Below are 14,037 nucleotides of genomic sequence, written 5' to 3' on the forward strand. Positions count from 1 at the left end.
ACTATCTTCACACCTGATCTGCGTTCGCGGCGTAGCCACCCCTCCTTGAGGAAGTCCGGTTTCCAAGCCAGATGCGCAAGGCTTCCTACCTCCCTCCCATGCATTATCGTCGCTCGGTCAGACGAATGTGGAGTCGGGACCGGACCGGCAGCTTACGCACGATTGCGGTCATTAGCGCTGTTCTACGGCATCCTTGAAGCCGCCGGTGGTTCAGCTACCCTCAATGAAGAGGGGGACGTCATGTTGCTGAAACTCGCCGCATGGACTCTGATCGTTGGCACGCAAGGACCCGGAGGTGTGCCTCTCGCCCTTCCACTGCCACCTCCGTTCACCCCGGATGTCGATGCAGAAGTTCGACGTATTGGAGAGCGGACGTCCGCAGAGTTTGCGCGGTGTGGAATCGCAAGAACCAATTCGAACGGCCGCTACGTAGAGGCGATCGGAACGCCGTCTCACTCCCCAAAGTGGAAGAAGGCCAAGGCGGCGATGCGTAACGCACTCAACACATGCCAAGGCCTTCGTTACGCTCTACGCGATCAGGTCGACCATTTTCAGCATATTGTTCAGGAAGGAGCGCCGAATGACGCTCAGATCGCACAACTAAGTCTAAGCGGCCTGGCTTCCGAACTTCAAGGTGTTGAGCATTTCTATAACACCGAGACCTCTCGCTATCGTCAGCTTGTCAGCTATGGAAGGGCAGTGGACAAAGAGGGTAGCTAACCAGCCGTTCCGCTTTCTACCACTGCGTTGTGGACGGTCTGAAGGCCGTGCCGTCCCTGACCATATACCCGAAGCGGCGGGACGCGGCCCAGTACCATCGGCCGCAACCTGCTCTAGGTCCGCTTGCCACCCAAAGCCGGACGTTCAGCGCTCGATCCAGAAGGTCGCTTATGGGTTCACCAACTAGGGCGCGGAAGCAGTTTCGGTCGGCAACTGCTCAGCATCCTGGCGTGGATCATAGGCGATCACCCATTTGGGATAGCCGTCCGGGGTCATGACGATGTCGGGGTGCCCGACGGGATCGTCGCCGGTCTCGATCCACCCGGCGCCGTGGCAATAGTCGCAGACAGCACGCTTGCACCGGAAGCTCACCAGATCGATCTCGGTGTTCCACTGGCCGTGGCCCCGGCAGATCGGACACTTCGCATCCAGGGTGCCGTTCCTCGGCTGGAGCGGAACGATGTCGAACGCGTGGGGGCTGTCGGGTCCTTCGCATTGCACGACGTTGCTGGCGTGGGCGATCGTCTGTCTCCTCAGCACCCCCCAACGATCCTGCCGGGGAGCGGTTGCGCGGGGACACGGCCCCGTCGCCGCCGTTCCGGCTGAAGGGTCGATCGTAGACTCATTGAGCCGACCCATGGAAACGCCCAATTGCGGAGGTCACGCAGAGGCGGTACTCTGTATCTGTGAGTTATCAGAAGACGAATTGCATCGTCGGGGGAAGAAAGGACCGGATCACGCTGCGTAAACGCATCTGTGAAAGGAACGGTCTTGTCCTTTTGAAAAAGACATATCGCTTGAGGTTCGGCGGTGTCCACTTCCAGGTTGCGATACCAGATGGTTATTCGAAGCCGAGAGCTATCCGAGTTGCGCGAGCACTCAAGGCGCGGCGGAGGGTTTACAGACTGTCTCACGTTGCCGACGCGCTTTGCGCTTACGCGGGTCGTCCCGTTGGCCCCCGGCCTCGGCGACTCTGGTACGGACCTGTTCCCCGGAACTGATCAACGTCCGCTTTCCACCACAATCGGCCGTTCAGCGCTCGGTCTGGGAGGGGCCGTTATGGGACGCCGGCTGAACCGATCGCCAGCCCGGCTGATGTTCGGGTACGACATGGACGACACGGGCACAGCCGGTTAGCCAGCGACCATGCCTTGCACGCCGCATCCGCTGTCCCCTCCGGCCCGAAGGTCTCCTGCCTGCCCGCCCCCGTCTGGAAGGGTCATGGTCCGACCTGTGTGTCCCCGGTGACGAACACCCCCTCCTGCGCCAGCGCCACACACGGCCCGGTGCTGCGGCGCGCGCGGTGCGGAGCGGCGCACCGGTGTTGAGGAGAAAGCAGCACGCGAACGCCCCGGCCGCCAACCGCATGGCGCACCCTCTGACCCTGAAGGCGCACGCAACCGGTCTCCTGATCGCCGGTTTCGTGGGGCCGCTGATCTCGGCGCTCGGATCGACGACGCTGTTGCTGATCGCGCAGGGCTCGGCTGCGCGCATGAGCCTCCCGAACGCAGCCGTGTTGCTCTGCCTGCTCTGGGTCGCCATCGCGTTCGTCGCCGCACCCACTGCTGCCGTGCTGCTGTCCGCCTTGTGGCCCGTGACCCGGCGCGGGACGGCGGCGAGCCGGTGGATCTGTATCCTCGCCGGCCTCACCGGCGGCATCGTGTGGGCGTCCTTCAGCGACAAGAGCTCGTTGTTCACGATGCTGGTATCCGCCGTCACGGGAACGGCAACCGCCGGGATCTACTGTGTCGTGCTGGCGCGCGTGCTCCGCCGGCGCCGCGTCGAGCCGCAGCTGGACACGATCTTCAGCTGACGCGCTGCTCGCGCGCCGCAGCGTGGCGCGTCCGGCGCAAGGGCGTCGAGGAAAATGCTGGAAAATGGTGCACCCGACTGGATTCGAACCAGTGGCCTCTGCCTTCGGAGGGCAGCGCTCTATCCAGCTGAGCTACGGGTGCCGGCCGGTGGATGCGCCTAGCAAAGCCTGGGTCCCGACGCCAGCCGTTTTCGCGTCGGGAGTGGCCGCCACCACTATCGCTTGGCCTCCGCCCCGAACCCGCGTACACCATGCCCATCCCCGGGGGACCGCTATGCCGCGGTTGAGAGGTGGGCAGGAGCCCGCGACCCGCTGAACCTGATCCGGCTGACACCGGCGTAGGGAGGGAGCGGCCGGCCAGCGTCCGTTTCCTCCATGTGGAGTGGAACCATGGCAGACATCCCGGCAAAGACCTCTATCGGCGTAACCACCGGCCCCATCCGCGGCTCGCGCAAGGTGCACGTCCCCGCCCCCGGCAACCCGCAAATCCGCGTGGCGATGCGCGAGATCGACCTCGATCCGAGCTCCGGCGAGCCCCCCTTGCGCGTCTACGACACCTCCGGCCCCTATACCGATCCGGCGGCCGAGATCGACATCATGGCCGGGCTCCCCCAGCTCCGCCGCGCCTGGATCGAGGCGCGCGGCGACGTCGAGGCCTATGACGCGCGCGAGATCCGGCCCGAGGACAATGGCCAGCTCGGCCCCGACCGCTCCGGCGGCGTGCCGCAGTTCCCGCGCCGCATCCACCGGCCGCTTCGCGCCAAGCCCGGCATGAACGTCAGCCAGATGCACTATGCCCGCCGCGGCATCGTCACGCCCGAGATGGAATATGTCGCCGCCCGCGAGAATCTGGGTCGCGCGGCGATGCACGAGGCGGCGACCCGCGACGGCAACAGCTGGGGCGCCGCCATTCCCGACTTCGTCACGCCCGAGTTCGTGCGGGACGAGGTCGCCCGCGGCCGCGCGATCATCCCCAACAACGTCAACCACCCCGAATCCGAGCCGATGGCGATCGGCCGCAACTTCCTGGTCAAGATCAACGCCAACATCGGCAATTCCGCCGTCGCCTCCAACGTCGCGGCCGAAGTCGACAAGCTCGTCTGGTCGATCCGCTGGGGCGCCGACACGGTGATGGACCTGTCGACCGGCCGCAACATCCACGACACGCGCGAGTGGATTCTCCGCAACTCGCCCGTGCCGATCGGCACCGTCCCCATCTACCAGGCGCTCGAAAAGGTCGGCGGCATCGCCGAGGAGCTGACCTGGGAGATCTTCCGCGACACGCTGATCGAACAGGCCGAGCAGGGCGTCGATTATTTCACCATCCACGCCGGCGTCCGCCTGCCCTACATCCCGATGACCGCCAGGCGCGTCACCGGCATCGTCAGCCGCGGCGGCTCGATCATGGCGAAATGGTGTCTGGCGCACCACAAGGAGAGCTTCCTCTACGAGCGCTTCGACGAGATCACCGAGATCATGAAGGCGTATGACATCGCCTATTCGCTCGGCGACGGCCTGCGCCCCGGCTCCATCGCCGACGCCAACGACGAAGCCCAGTTCTCCGAGCTCTACACCCTGGGGGAGCTCACCAAGCGCGCCTGGGACCAGGACGTCCAGGTCATGATCGAGGGCCCCGGCCACGTGCCGATGCACAAGATCAAGGAGAACATGGACAAGCAGCTCGAGGCGTGCGGCGAGGCACCCTTCTACACGCTCGGGCCGCTCACCACCGACATCGCGCCGGGCTATGACCACATCACCTCGGGCATCGGCGCGGCGATGATCGGCTGGTACGGCACGGCGATGCTCTGCTACGTCACGCCCAAGGAGCATCTGGGCCTGCCCGACCGCGACGACGTCAAGGTCGGCGTCGTCACCTACAAGCTCGCCGCCCACGCCGCCGATCTCGCCAAGGGACATCCCGCGGCCAAGCTGCGCGACGACGCGCTCAGCCGCGCCCGCTTCGAGTTCCGCTGGCGCGACCAGTTCAACCTGAGCCTCGATCCCGACACGGCGGAATCGTACCACGACCAGACGCTGCCGGCCGAAGGCGCCAAGACCGCGCACTTCTGCTCGATGTGCGGGCCCAAGTTCTGCTCGATGAAGATCACCCAGGAAGTGCGCGAGTTCGCCGCCAGGCAGAACGCGCCCGTCGAAAGCTTCGTCGCCGCCCATCCTCCCCTGCAAGGGGAGGGGCACCATGCGAAGCATGGTGGAGGGGTGTCACCGCTGGACGCAGCCTCTGCCGAAGCCGGCATGGCCGAAATGAGCGAACGCTTCCGCGAAAAGGGCAGCGAGGTCTACCTCCCCGCCGCGGAGTAACCCGGCCCCGCCGCAGCAGTCCCACTGCGGCGGCGGGCCACCCCATCGTTCCGACTCCGTATCCCCGCGCAGGCGGGGATCCAGGGCCCGGCAGAGCAACGCCGCTCGGTGCCGGGAACCCTGGGCTCCCGCCTGCGCGGGAGCACGGGAAGGCTGCATGCTTCCGCACGACGCCCCACGCAGCCTCCGCCCGCAGGTACAAGGATTTTGGGGTGACCCGCACCCCGCCCGCGCCCTAGCATCCGCCCGCGAAAGGACAGGAAATGGCGGTCATGGCCGACGGGCTCCAGGCACTCACCGAGAAGGAGAAGCAGACGCTTCGCCTGCTGCTGGAGGGGCACGACGCCAAGTCGATGGCGCGCCACCTCGATCTGTCGGTGCACACGATCAACGAGCGCCTGCGCGACGCCCGCCGCAAGCTCTCCGTCTCCACCAGCAAGGAGGCCGCCCGCCTGCTCCGCCAAGGCGAGGCCGCCCCCCAAAGCCTCGGGGACACGAGGTTCGGGGATGCCCCGCCGCCGCCGGTCGACCAGCAGTCCGGGCAGCCCAGCACCGAGCCGCCTTCGCCCCCGAAGACGGCCTGGGCCATCGGAGGACTCGCCATGATCCCGTTCCTGGTCACCCTGCTCGCCCTGTCCGCCCCTACCCAGGCGCCGCAAGCCGGCGCGCCACCCGCCGTCGCCCCCGCGCCCGTACCCGAGACCCCCGTCACCCGCGCAGCGTCCGCCTTTCTCGCCCTGCTCGACGCGGGCAACTGGCAGGAAAGCTGGGACGCGACGGGCCAGTCCTTTCGGTCGCTCAACACCGTCGCCGCCTGGCAAGCCGCCTCCGAACAGGCGCGCGTGCCCCTCGGCCGCATGCTGTCGCGCCAGTTGCTCAGCGAAGCCGACGTGCCCGCGCCGCCCAAGGGCTACCGCATGGTCCGCTTCCGCACCGATTTCGAGAACAGGCGCGGCGCAACCGAGACGGTGTCGCTCGACCGCGAAGGCGACAGCTGGAAGGTGGTCGGGATCTATATCCAGTGAGCGCGAAGGCGTTCTCGCCAGGTCGTGGACGCATCCGCCGCGGCGTCCGGTAACGCCCGAAGCCTGTCACGCGTCCCTGCCGCGCGGCAAGGGGTGGGCCGAGGCGTGGTAGCCCCGGCCCTTCGAAGGTCAGTATGCGGAGGCGCGAGCCTGCGTCGAATTGTGCCCGCCGTTCCGGTACAGGATCTCGCGAGCGCGATCGCCATCGATGCCCGATCCGCCGACGGTCACGACGACGCCGCCATCCTTCATGCGTCCGCCATAATAGTTGGCATCGTCTTCGCTGACGCCGTGCTTGGTCAGCACCTCGTTGAACGTTCCCGTCAATGCGCCCAGGCCGGCGCCGATCGCCATCGCCTCCGGCACCGCGGAGGCAGCGATCGCGCCCGCTGCCGCAAGCGGGCCCACGCCGGGAATGGCGAGTGCCGCAACGCCGAGGCCAGCGCCCAGCGCGCCGCCACCCAGGATACCGCGCAGCACGTTGCGATGATGCTCGTCCGTGATCTCGCCTTCACCCGACGTGGCGGTCGTGGTGCCGCCATGGTGGGCGATGATCGACAGATCGGTGTCATTCACGCCAGCGGTTCGCAGTTCGGAAACCGCGCGCTCTGCTTCCGCGTGGGTGTCGAAAATTGCCGATGCATGGACCATGATGTTTCTCCCTCTCCATTCGCCACTTCCGTGACGACAGCGACCCGAACAATGCGGAGGAGCGCTTCGTTCCCTTGAGGGAGCCACGCAGGTCCACGCCGATCGCCGGCCCGGGATGCACCGGGCGCATTTCGAGGGTGATGGAAGTTCGTCCAGATAGCGGCCCAACCATCCGCCCTTTTCAACCGCGAAAAGCGGTCGCTGGAAGCTAGGCGGTGTGATGAATACGGGTCGGGAAGAAGCATGTGCAGCCATTCCCAAGCCGGCGAACATGACCTCGCCCCTGACTGGGGAGGAATGGGCGCACGATAACACGGCAGTCGGCAGGGCCGTTTACCGGCTGCATGGCAAGCCGGCGCGCCAGCACTCCGCCCGTCGCCGCCGTGACCGAGACCGCCGCCACCCGCACAGCGTCGGACTGGCTCGCCCTGCTCGACGCGGGCAGGCGGCAGGAAAGTTGGGCCACAACCGGCCAGTTTTCCGGTCGCGCAACACCGCCGCCGACGGGCAAGCCGCCTCCGAACAGGCGCGCGTGCCCCTCGGCCGCATGCTGTCGCGCCAGCTGCTCAGCGAAGCGGACGTGCCCGCCCCGCCCAAGGGCTACCGCATAATCCGCTTCCGCACCGATTCCGAGAACAAGCGCGGCGCAACCGAGACGGTGTCACTCGACCGCGAAGGCGACAGCTGGAAGGTCGTGGGGCTCGATATCAAGTGGGGGTGGTGCATCCCTGTAGGCACGGACTATGTAGTTGACGGTTAGCTCGTATCGTGCACTTTTACTTACATGGAAAGTAGTCGGCCGAAGCTAGCTTCTATGAAGCTGGATGAACTGCGAGCTAATTATCAACAGCAGCATCCCAGGGCCGAACGCCTCAGGATATGCGTGACTGAGCAGATCTCAGCTCTGCTCCAAACGCACGGAGTTGCCCTAGGGGTGCCACTGGAAAGCCGCGTTAAGTCATGGTCGTCAATCGAGGAAAAAGTTTCGCGCAAAGGATATCAACTCCGCGAGATTACCGAGTTGGGTGACCTAGTTGGCGTCCGACTTATTCTTCTTTTCCGTAGAGACAGACAGACTCTAAACGATATCATCAAAAGCAATTTCGACGTTGTTTCACACGAAGATGCCGGCGCTCGACTAGGAGAGTCTCAGTTTGGGTATCAGTCGCATCATTATGCAGTCCGACTGAAGAATGAATGGCTCAGGCTGCCCAGCTATGCTGATCTGGGCGGAATTAGTATCGAGATTCAGGCACGCACCATTGCTCAGCACATTTGGGCAGCAGCATCTCACAAGCTCCAGTATAAGCATGAGGACAGCGTCCCGCCCCCCTTGCGGCGAACAATCAACCGAGTTTCAGCCCTGCTCGAAACGGTAGACCTAGAGTTTGATAGAGTTCTTGAGGAAAGAGCGACCTATCTTGCTGAGAGCTCTCAATCAACTTCTGTTGAGAGAACGCTTAACGTTGATCTAGTTGACATTATTGCGACTAAGATTTTACCTCCTGCAAACAGAGACCCAGACGATGAGAATTTAGATGAGGTCCTTAGGGACTTGGTTTCACTTGGGATAACAACTTCTTCTCAGCTACAGTCTCTTTTGACGAAGCACATTGACGCCGTTATGGAGGAAGATCGGCGGCAAGTTCCTGATTTTGTTGATCCATACGATGAGGATTACGATCGAACGACGCGAGGTGTATACTTTACATTTGCCGGCCTTATCAGACAAGCACTCATTGAGGAATTTGGAAGATCCAAGGTTAATGCGGTGATGCAGTCCCGCCGTGCTGAAGATCCTGATGCTCCTGTAATATAGCCTTAGGGCGGGAGCTGACTCGACGATCAGATGTTCTTTCGTTGTATATGTAGGCCCGCACCCGCTACCCCACCCCCATGTGCAACGAAGCCTATCGCCGCACCCAGATCGGCCAGCTCCGCGACGACTGGCATGACCTGCGCGTGCCCCTGCGCTTTCCGGAGGGCATTCCCAACTTCGCGCCGCTCGAAGGCTTCAAGATCACCGACCGGGTGGAAATCATCCGCCCCGCCGCCGATGCCCCGCACGAGGCAGAGATGGTCACCCGCCGCTGGAGCTGGCCCGGCCCCGGCGGCAAGCCGGTCTACAACTTCCGCTCGGACGGGCGGCAGATCGCGCATGCCAGCCGCTGCCTGATCCCGGTCGACGGCTTCTTCGAATTCACCGATCCGCCCGTACCCCCGCCCGGCGAGCCAAAGCCCAAGCGCGCGCCCAAGTCGAAATGGGCCTTTTCCTTGCGGGACCAGCCCTGGTTCTGCATCGCCGGCATCTGGCGCAGCGATCCCCAGGTGGGAGAGGCCTGGTCGATGCTCACCTGCCCGCCCGGCCCGGACGTCGCGCCCTATCACCACCGCCAGGTCGTGGTGCTACCGCTCGATCGCTGCGCCCGCTGGCTCGACCCCGCCGTCCCCGCCGCCGAACTCTGCCAGCCACTCCCGGCCGGCAGCCTGGAGGTCCGCCAGGTCCGCTAGCCCCTCAGCGTAGCCGCGAACTCAATAGTGGTAGCGGCACTGCGCCACCTCCAGCACCTGTTCCGCGCCGGACCCAGCGACCCGATACACCAGCCGATGCTCGTGGCTGATCCGGCGTGACCACCAGCCCGACAGATTGCCGCCCAGCGGCTCGGGCTTGCCCGTGCCTTTGAAAGGGTGGCGTCGGCATTCCTCGAGCAGCGCGTTGAGCTTGGCGAACAGCTTGGCATCGTGCGCGTGCAGGTCGAGATACTCGGCCCAGGCCCGCGACGAGAACCGGACGTTCACGGGCGGATGAGCTCGTGCACCTCGCCCCCGCCGGCCTCCAGTTCGGCGATGCTCTCCAGCAGCCGCTTGGCATTGGCCGGGGAGCGCAGCAGGTAGAGCGTCTCCTCGATCGACGCCCATTCGCTTGCCGAAATCAGCACCGCCCCCTCGCCGCGCTGGCGGGTGATGGCCAGGGGGGCGCGGTCCGCGACGACCTTGTCGATCATCGCCTTCAGATTCTCGCGTGCTTCGGAATAGCTGACTGCCTGCATGCGGCGAAGTTGGGCAACGTCCTGTCCAATGTCAACGCAGGCCCTGTCCTACAGGCCGCGTTTCTGGTGTATCCTCCCGGATGCGCGATCCTGCCACCCCGCCCGCCGCATCCGCCGGCCCCTCGGCCCGCGATGCCCTCGCTCCCCATCCCGCAGCCCAGCCGCCCGGCCCAACGCGCGACGCGCACGGCTTCGATCCCGACGACTATGAATGGCGCCCGGTCGCGCGCCGCCCCCGCGCGGACGGCTGGTCGCCCGACGTGCAGCGCCGCTTCGTGGAGGCGCTGGCCGACACCGGCCTCGTCACCGCCGCGTGCGAGGCGGTCGATATGTCCGTGCAGAGCGCCTATCGCCTGCGCCGCGCACCCGGCGCGGAAAGCTTCGCGCGCGCCTGGGACGCCGCGCTCGATGCCGCGGCCGACCATCTCGCCGCCGTCGCCTTCTCCCGCGCGCTCGAAGGCGTGGAGGTGCCCGTGTTCGACCGCGACGGCTGCCGCATCGGCGCGCGCCGCCAGGTCAACGATCGCCTGCTGATGTTCCTGTTGCGCGCCTATCGGCCGGAGCGGTTCGGCGGCGTCGAGCGGCCGCAGCGCACCCCGCCCGCGCGCCCTGCCGCCCCCGCACAGCCCCATCGCGCATCGCCCGCGCTTGCCCAGGCGATGGCCGCGCTCGGCCCGGTGCCGCCGGCCGATCCGCACCTGCGCCTGCCGCCCGAGCGCCTGGCCGAGGCGCTGGAGAGCGCGGGCGCCATGGCGGACCTCTACCGCGCCTATCCCGAGCTCGATCGCGAGCGCTACGTGCCACCTGCGCGGGAGGCGACCATCCCGGCCGCGCTCGCCCGCCCCGCGCCGCTCGGCGGCGGGCGGCGCGACCGCACCGGCCGTCGCCGCGATCCCGCACCGTGAGCGGCGCCCGTTCTTGGCCTAACCTTTGCCTAACCTTCCGCGCCGCAGCATCGTCCAGCCGTGCGAAAAATCGCCTGATTTCAACGGCACCGCCGGCACGTCCGTGCGTTTCCCCGGCACGCCCCCTCGGCAGATGCGCAGGGAGCGTCCCACGAACCCCAGGAGCTTTCGTCATGAGCCTCTTCGGAGCCGATACCCACACGCTCGACGACCTGTTCGTCCACGGCCTCAAGACCATCTATTACGCCGAACGCCAGATCCTGGAGACGCTTCCCCAGATGATCGAGATGGCGACCGACCCGCAGCTGAAGGCCGGCTTTCAGCAGCATCTGCGCGAGACCGAGGGCCAGCGCACCCGGCTGGAGCAGGTGTTCCGCATGCACGGCGTCGAGGCGGACGAGACCAAGTGCCCCGCGATCGACGGCATCATCAAGGCGGCGAACGCCACCGCCGCCGACATCGACGACAAGCAGGTGCTCGACGCCGCCCTCGCCTTTGGCGCGCAGATGGTCGAGCATTATGAGATCGCCCAGTACGGCACGCTGATCGCCTGGGCGCGCGAGCTCGGCCGCTCCGACTGCGCCGCCGTCCTCGACGAGAACCTCGCCGAGGAAAAGGCGACGGACGCCAAGCTCACCGACCTCGCCGAAGCCCGCATCAACCGCGCCGCGGAGATGCAGGCCTCGTAAGCCGCCAGCCGGCGCGGGGTGCCGGCCCGGATGGGGGTCCTCGCAAGAGGGCCTCAGAAGAGTCCGGGCACCTCGCGCTGTGCCGGCGTCGGCCGCGCGGGCCTCAGCAACTGCCGCTCGGGCGCGCGGCCCAGCCCGGCCGTGCGCTGGCCGCTTGCCGTCGCGGCCATGCCCAGGATCGGGCTGCAGCTGCGCCCGGCCAGGAAGTCGAGCGCCTGGCGCAGCGACGCCTCGCGCGGGTCGCCTAGCGGATAGCTGATGTCGTCCGGCGCCTCGCAGGTGGCGGGCACCGTGTTGGCGAGGCCGTTGTAGTAGTTGGCGTTGCCCTCGGCGTTCTGCACCGCCAGCGCGACCACCCGCAGCCGGTCGTCGCAGGCGCTCCGGTCGAGCGCGACCTGGCCGACCGGCTTGCCATAGGTGTTGGTCCCCACCAGCGCCATGCCGGTGCCCAGGTACGGCACGAAGCCGTTGATCACCATCTCGCTGGCGGATGCCGTGCCGCCGGTGCCGATAAAGGCGACGCGGGTCGGGGCGATCGACTGGGGCTGCGGCGCGAAGGTGCGGGCCTCGTCGTTCTCGGACTTGGAGGCGCGGAAGCTCACCTTGGTGAACACCTCGCTGGTCCGGCGGTTGGCGCCCATCAGGTCGCCCATCAGCTCGGCGATGCTGATCAGCCCGCCGCCGTTGTAGCGCAGGTCCACCACCAGTTCGGTGACGCCCTGGGCGCGGAAGCTGGCGAAGGCCTCGCGCAGCTGCGGGTCGGCGGTGTTGATGAAGGTGCGCAGGTTCAGATAGCCGACCCGACGCCCGCCGTCGTTCAGCACCTTGGCGCCATAGCGGTTCGACACCGGCTGCAGCTCGAAGTCGGCCATGGCCACCGTCACGTTGCGGGTGCCCGATGCGTCGCGGACCTGCATCACCCGCCGGGTGCCCGCCGCGCTCGCCCCCAGCGCCTCGTCGAGCGCGTCGGTCCCGCCGCTGCTCATCAGGCTGGCGACCGTCCGGAGCGTGCCCGTGCTCGTCCCGATCGCGACGATCTCGGTGCCCCGGTCGATGCCAGCGGCCAGTGCCGGTGCGTCCTCGAACGCCTCGGTCACGAACAGCCGCCCGTCGCTGGTCAGCCCCAGGCGGAAACCATAGCCGGCGCTGGAGCCTGCGTCATAATAGGCATCCTCCTCCGCGATCGAGGTGCGATAGGTGAAGAACCGGTCGCGTCCCTGCGCCCGCGCGGTGGCGGTCAGCGCGTCGACATAGGCGTCGACGCTCGCATAGGGCGTCGGGTCCAGCCGCGCCGGCAGCGTCTCGGGGAACAGGTACCACTCGTTGAGCTGCGCGGCCGCCCAGTCCTGCCGCTCCCGCAGCGAGCAGCCCGCGGTCTGGGTGGGCGTTGGCGTCGGGGTGGGGCTCGGCGCCGGCGTGGTCACCGATCCGCCCAAGACGCCGCCGTCGTTACCGCCACAGGCCGACAGCAACGCCAGCACGCTCAACGCCAAACCACACCGCGAATGCTTCATCATTTCCCCCCGTTTCCCAACAGACTAGCGGGAGAATGGCGGGACGCCAGCCGAAACGACGCGGCGACTTGGACGATTCCGCGCCTTGCTGCGTTTTCCCCTTCATGGCCGATCCCGCCCCGCTCGAACCGATGGAAGCCAAGCTCGCCGCCGAGCTGCCGGACGGCCCCGGCTGGCAGTTCGAACCCAAGTGGGACGGCTTCCGCTGCCTCGCGGTCAAGCAGGGTGACGCCGTCCTGCTGTGGTCCAAGTCGGGAAAGCCGCTCGCCCGCTATTTCCCCGAAGTCGCCGCCGCCCTGGCCGAGCTTCCCGGCGACTTCGTCCTCGACGGCGAGCTGCTGATCCCGGTCGGCCCCACCCTCTCCTTCGGCGCGCTCCAGCTGCGCCTCCACCCGGCCGAAAGCCGTGTCCGCCGCCTGTCCGCGGAGACTCCCGCCCGCCTCATGCTGTTCGACTGCCTCGCCGTCGACGGCGAGACCCTGGCCGACCGTCCCCTCTCCGAACGCCGCGCCGCGCTGGAGCGCTTCCACGCCCGCCACCGCTCGCCGACGCTGCGCCTCTCCCCCGTCACCGACGATCCCGTCGTCGCGCGGCGCTGGCTCGGCGGCACCGGCAGCGCGCTCGACGGCGTCGTCGCCAAGTCGCTTGCCGAGCCCTACCGCCCCGGCGAGCGCGCGATGGTGAAGGTCAAGCGCCTGCGCACCGCCGACTGCGTGGTCGGCGGCTTCCGCTACGCAAGCGCGGCGCAGGAGGTCGGCTCGCTGCTGCTCGGCCTCTATGACGATGCCGGCCTGCTCCACCATGTCGGCTTCACCAGCGGCATCCCGGCGGCCGAGCGCGCCGAGCTCACCGCACGGCTGGAGGCGCTGGTCGAGGCGCCCGGCTTCACCGGCGACGCGCCCGGCGGTCCCAGCCGCTGGTCGACCGAACGCTCCGCCCAATGGCAGCCGCTCCGTCCCGAGCTGGTGGTGGAGGTCCGCTACGACCAGATCACCGACCGCCGCTTCCGCCACGGCACCGCCCTGCTGCGCTGGCGCCCCGACAAGGCACCCCGCCAGTGCACCTTCGAACAGCTGGAGGAAGAGGCGCGGCCCGCGGTGGTCGAAGCCGCGATCGGCGGAGCGTGAAGGTGCGCCTCGCTACCCTCCTCGTGCTCCTGCGCAGGTAGGAGCCCAGAGCCAAGTAACGCCTCGCTGAGTAATCCTGGGCTCCTGCCTGCGCAGGAGCACGGGGTTATCCACCCCAAAACCTCGACACGCCCCGACCCCTGTCTCTTATACACATCTGTTGTAAGGGGGGGGGGGGGGGGGGGGGGGGGGGGGGGGGGGGGGGGGGGGGGGGGGGGGGG

Annotated in this window: 15 protein-coding genes, 1 tRNA gene and 1 riboswitch; of the genes, 10 read left to right on the forward strand and 6 right to left on the reverse strand. The window is 67.2% G+C overall.

The window, feature by feature from the left end; genetic code table 11:
* Nucleotides 1-240 precede the first annotated feature (240 nt).
* Nucleotides 241-720 (forward strand): hypothetical protein, encoded by a 480-nt coding sequence (locus VPH46_RS15230; RefSeq protein ID WP_416612552.1) that lies wholly within the window; start codon nucleotides 241-243, stop codon nucleotides 718-720.
* Between the two features lie 183 nt (nucleotides 721-903).
* Here the strand turns inward: VPH46_RS15230 and VPH46_RS15235 are convergent, their stop codons facing one another.
* The gene (locus VPH46_RS15235; protein WP_416612554.1) at nucleotides 904-1,260 is read right to left on the reverse strand and encodes a hypothetical protein; all 357 of its coding nucleotides are present in this window, start codon (nucleotides 1,258-1,260) and stop codon (nucleotides 904-906) included.
* An 826-nt stretch (nucleotides 1,261-2,086) separates the two neighbouring features.
* Here VPH46_RS15235 and VPH46_RS15240 point away from each other — a divergent pair.
* Complete coding sequence (locus VPH46_RS15240; RefSeq protein ID WP_416612555.1) at nucleotides 2,087-2,533, forward strand: hypothetical protein; 447 nt, start codon at nucleotides 2,087-2,089, stop codon at nucleotides 2,531-2,533.
* Nucleotides 2,534-2,598: 65 nt separating this feature from the next.
* On the opposite strand, the gene VPH46_RS15245 is transcribed toward VPH46_RS15240, so the two are convergent.
* Nucleotides 2,599-2,675: transfer RNA gene (locus VPH46_RS15245), tRNA-Arg, on the reverse strand.
* A gap of 116 nt (nucleotides 2,676-2,791) precedes the next feature.
* Nucleotides 2,792-2,882, forward strand: a riboswitch (TPP riboswitch).
* Nucleotides 2,883-2,923: 41 nt separating this feature from the next.
* Here VPH46_RS15245 and thiC point away from each other — a divergent pair.
* Both thiC and VPH46_RS15255 read left to right on the forward strand, forming a co-directional pair.
* Nucleotides 2,924-4,855 carry a phosphomethylpyrimidine synthase ThiC gene (gene thiC / locus VPH46_RS15250; protein WP_416612557.1) on the forward strand — a complete coding sequence of 644 codons (1,932 nt, stop codon included), beginning with the start codon at nucleotides 2,924-2,926 and terminating at the stop codon, nucleotides 4,853-4,855.
* A 263-nt stretch (nucleotides 4,856-5,118) separates the two neighbouring features.
* Nucleotides 5,119-5,880, forward strand: coding sequence for a helix-turn-helix domain-containing protein (locus VPH46_RS15255; protein WP_416612559.1), 762 nt, complete (start codon nucleotides 5,119-5,121; stop codon nucleotides 5,878-5,880).
* A gap of 129 nt (nucleotides 5,881-6,009) precedes the next feature.
* Here the strand turns inward: VPH46_RS15255 and VPH46_RS15260 are convergent, their stop codons facing one another.
* A complete protein-coding gene (locus VPH46_RS15260; RefSeq protein WP_239436794.1) occupies nucleotides 6,010-6,531 on the reverse strand; it encodes a general stress protein in 522 nt (173 codons plus the stop codon).
* A 457-nt stretch (nucleotides 6,532-6,988) separates the two neighbouring features.
* Between VPH46_RS15260 and VPH46_RS15265 the strand changes: the two genes are divergently transcribed.
* From VPH46_RS15265 to VPH46_RS15275, 3 genes are all read left to right on the forward strand, one after another.
* Nucleotides 6,989-7,291: a DUF4019 domain-containing protein gene (locus tag VPH46_RS15265; protein ID WP_416612562.1), complete on the forward strand. Its 303-nt coding sequence runs from the start codon at nucleotides 6,989-6,991 to the stop codon at nucleotides 7,289-7,291.
* A 123-nt stretch (nucleotides 7,292-7,414) separates the two neighbouring features.
* Complete coding sequence (locus VPH46_RS15270; protein ID WP_416612564.1) at nucleotides 7,415-8,350, forward strand: GTP pyrophosphokinase; 936 nt, start codon at nucleotides 7,415-7,417, stop codon at nucleotides 8,348-8,350.
* A gap of 77 nt (nucleotides 8,351-8,427) precedes the next feature.
* Complete coding sequence (locus tag VPH46_RS15275) at nucleotides 8,428-9,042, forward strand: SOS response-associated peptidase family protein (RefSeq protein WP_416612566.1); 615 nt, start codon at nucleotides 8,428-8,430, stop codon at nucleotides 9,040-9,042.
* Between the two features lie 21 nt (nucleotides 9,043-9,063).
* Here VPH46_RS15275 and VPH46_RS15280 read toward each other — a convergent pair whose 3' ends face one another.
* Both VPH46_RS15280 and VPH46_RS15285 read right to left on the reverse strand, forming a co-directional pair.
* Complete coding sequence (locus VPH46_RS15280) at nucleotides 9,064-9,330, reverse strand: Txe/YoeB family addiction module toxin (protein WP_416612568.1); 267 nt, start codon at nucleotides 9,328-9,330, stop codon at nucleotides 9,064-9,066.
* Nucleotides 9,327-9,581 carry a type II toxin-antitoxin system Phd/YefM family antitoxin gene (locus VPH46_RS15285; RefSeq protein WP_416612570.1) on the reverse strand — a complete coding sequence of 85 codons (255 nt, stop codon included), beginning with the start codon at nucleotides 9,579-9,581 and terminating at the stop codon, nucleotides 9,327-9,329. Before VPH46_RS15285 ends, VPH46_RS15280 begins: the two co-directional genes overlap by 4 nt.
* Nucleotides 9,582-9,661: 80 nt before the next feature.
* Between VPH46_RS15285 and VPH46_RS15290 the strand changes: the two genes are divergently transcribed.
* Both VPH46_RS15290 and VPH46_RS15295 read left to right on the forward strand, forming a co-directional pair.
* Nucleotides 9,662-10,486, forward strand: a complete 825-nt coding sequence (locus VPH46_RS15290; protein ID WP_416612572.1) for a hypothetical protein — start codon at nucleotides 9,662-9,664, stop codon at nucleotides 10,484-10,486.
* A 173-nt stretch (nucleotides 10,487-10,659) separates the two neighbouring features.
* A complete protein-coding gene (locus tag VPH46_RS15295) occupies nucleotides 10,660-11,175 on the forward strand; it encodes a ferritin-like domain-containing protein (protein WP_132883892.1) in 516 nt (171 codons plus the stop codon).
* A gap of 53 nt (nucleotides 11,176-11,228) precedes the next feature.
* Here the strand turns inward: VPH46_RS15295 and VPH46_RS15300 are convergent, their stop codons facing one another.
* Nucleotides 11,229-12,692 carry a S41 family peptidase gene (locus VPH46_RS15300; protein ID WP_416612574.1) on the reverse strand — a complete coding sequence of 488 codons (1,464 nt, stop codon included), beginning with the start codon at nucleotides 12,690-12,692 and terminating at the stop codon, nucleotides 11,229-11,231.
* 101 nt (nucleotides 12,693-12,793) lie between these two features.
* Here VPH46_RS15300 and VPH46_RS15305 point away from each other — a divergent pair, with 101 nt between their 5' ends.
* The gene (locus VPH46_RS15305) at nucleotides 12,794-13,816 is read left to right on the forward strand and encodes an ATP-dependent DNA ligase (RefSeq protein ID WP_416612576.1); all 1,023 of its coding nucleotides are present in this window, start codon (nucleotides 12,794-12,796) and stop codon (nucleotides 13,814-13,816) included.
* Nucleotides 13,817-14,037 lie beyond the last annotated feature (221 nt).

Source organism: Sphingomonas sp. MJ1 (PH-R8), assembly GCF_048058635.1.
In the GTDB taxonomy this organism is placed as follows: domain Bacteria; phylum Pseudomonadota; class Alphaproteobacteria; order Sphingomonadales; family Sphingomonadaceae; genus Sphingomonas.

Coding starts and splice junctions, on each gene's coding strand:
- VPH46_RS15230 (WP_416612552.1), top strand. CDS start 241: ATGTTGCTGAAACTCGCCGCATGGACTCTGATCGTTGGCACGCAAGGA.
- VPH46_RS15240 (WP_416612555.1), top strand. CDS start 2,087: ATGGCGCACCCTCTGACCCTGAAGGCGCACGCAACCGGTCTCCTGATC.
- thiC (WP_416612557.1), top strand. CDS start 2,924: ATGGCAGACATCCCGGCAAAGACCTCTATCGGCGTAACCACCGGCCCC.
- VPH46_RS15255 (WP_416612559.1), top strand. CDS start 5,119: ATGGCGGTCATGGCCGACGGGCTCCAGGCACTCACCGAGAAGGAGAAG.
- VPH46_RS15260 (WP_239436794.1), bottom strand. CDS start 6,531: ATGGTCCATGCATCGGCAATTTTCGACACCCACGCGGAAGCAGAGCGC.
- VPH46_RS15275 (WP_416612566.1), top strand. CDS start 8,428: ATGTGCAACGAAGCCTATCGCCGCACCCAGATCGGCCAGCTCCGCGAC.
- VPH46_RS15285 (WP_416612570.1), bottom strand. CDS start 9,581: ATGCAGGCAGTCAGCTATTCCGAAGCACGCGAGAATCTGAAGGCGATG.
- VPH46_RS15290 (WP_416612572.1), top strand. CDS start 9,662: ATGCGCGATCCTGCCACCCCGCCCGCCGCATCCGCCGGCCCCTCGGCC.
- VPH46_RS15295 (WP_132883892.1), top strand. CDS start 10,660: ATGAGCCTCTTCGGAGCCGATACCCACACGCTCGACGACCTGTTCGTC.
- VPH46_RS15300 (WP_416612574.1), bottom strand. CDS start 12,692: ATGATGAAGCATTCGCGGTGTGGTTTGGCGTTGAGCGTGCTGGCGTTG.
- VPH46_RS15305 (WP_416612576.1), top strand. CDS start 12,794: ATGGCCGATCCCGCCCCGCTCGAACCGATGGAAGCCAAGCTCGCCGCC.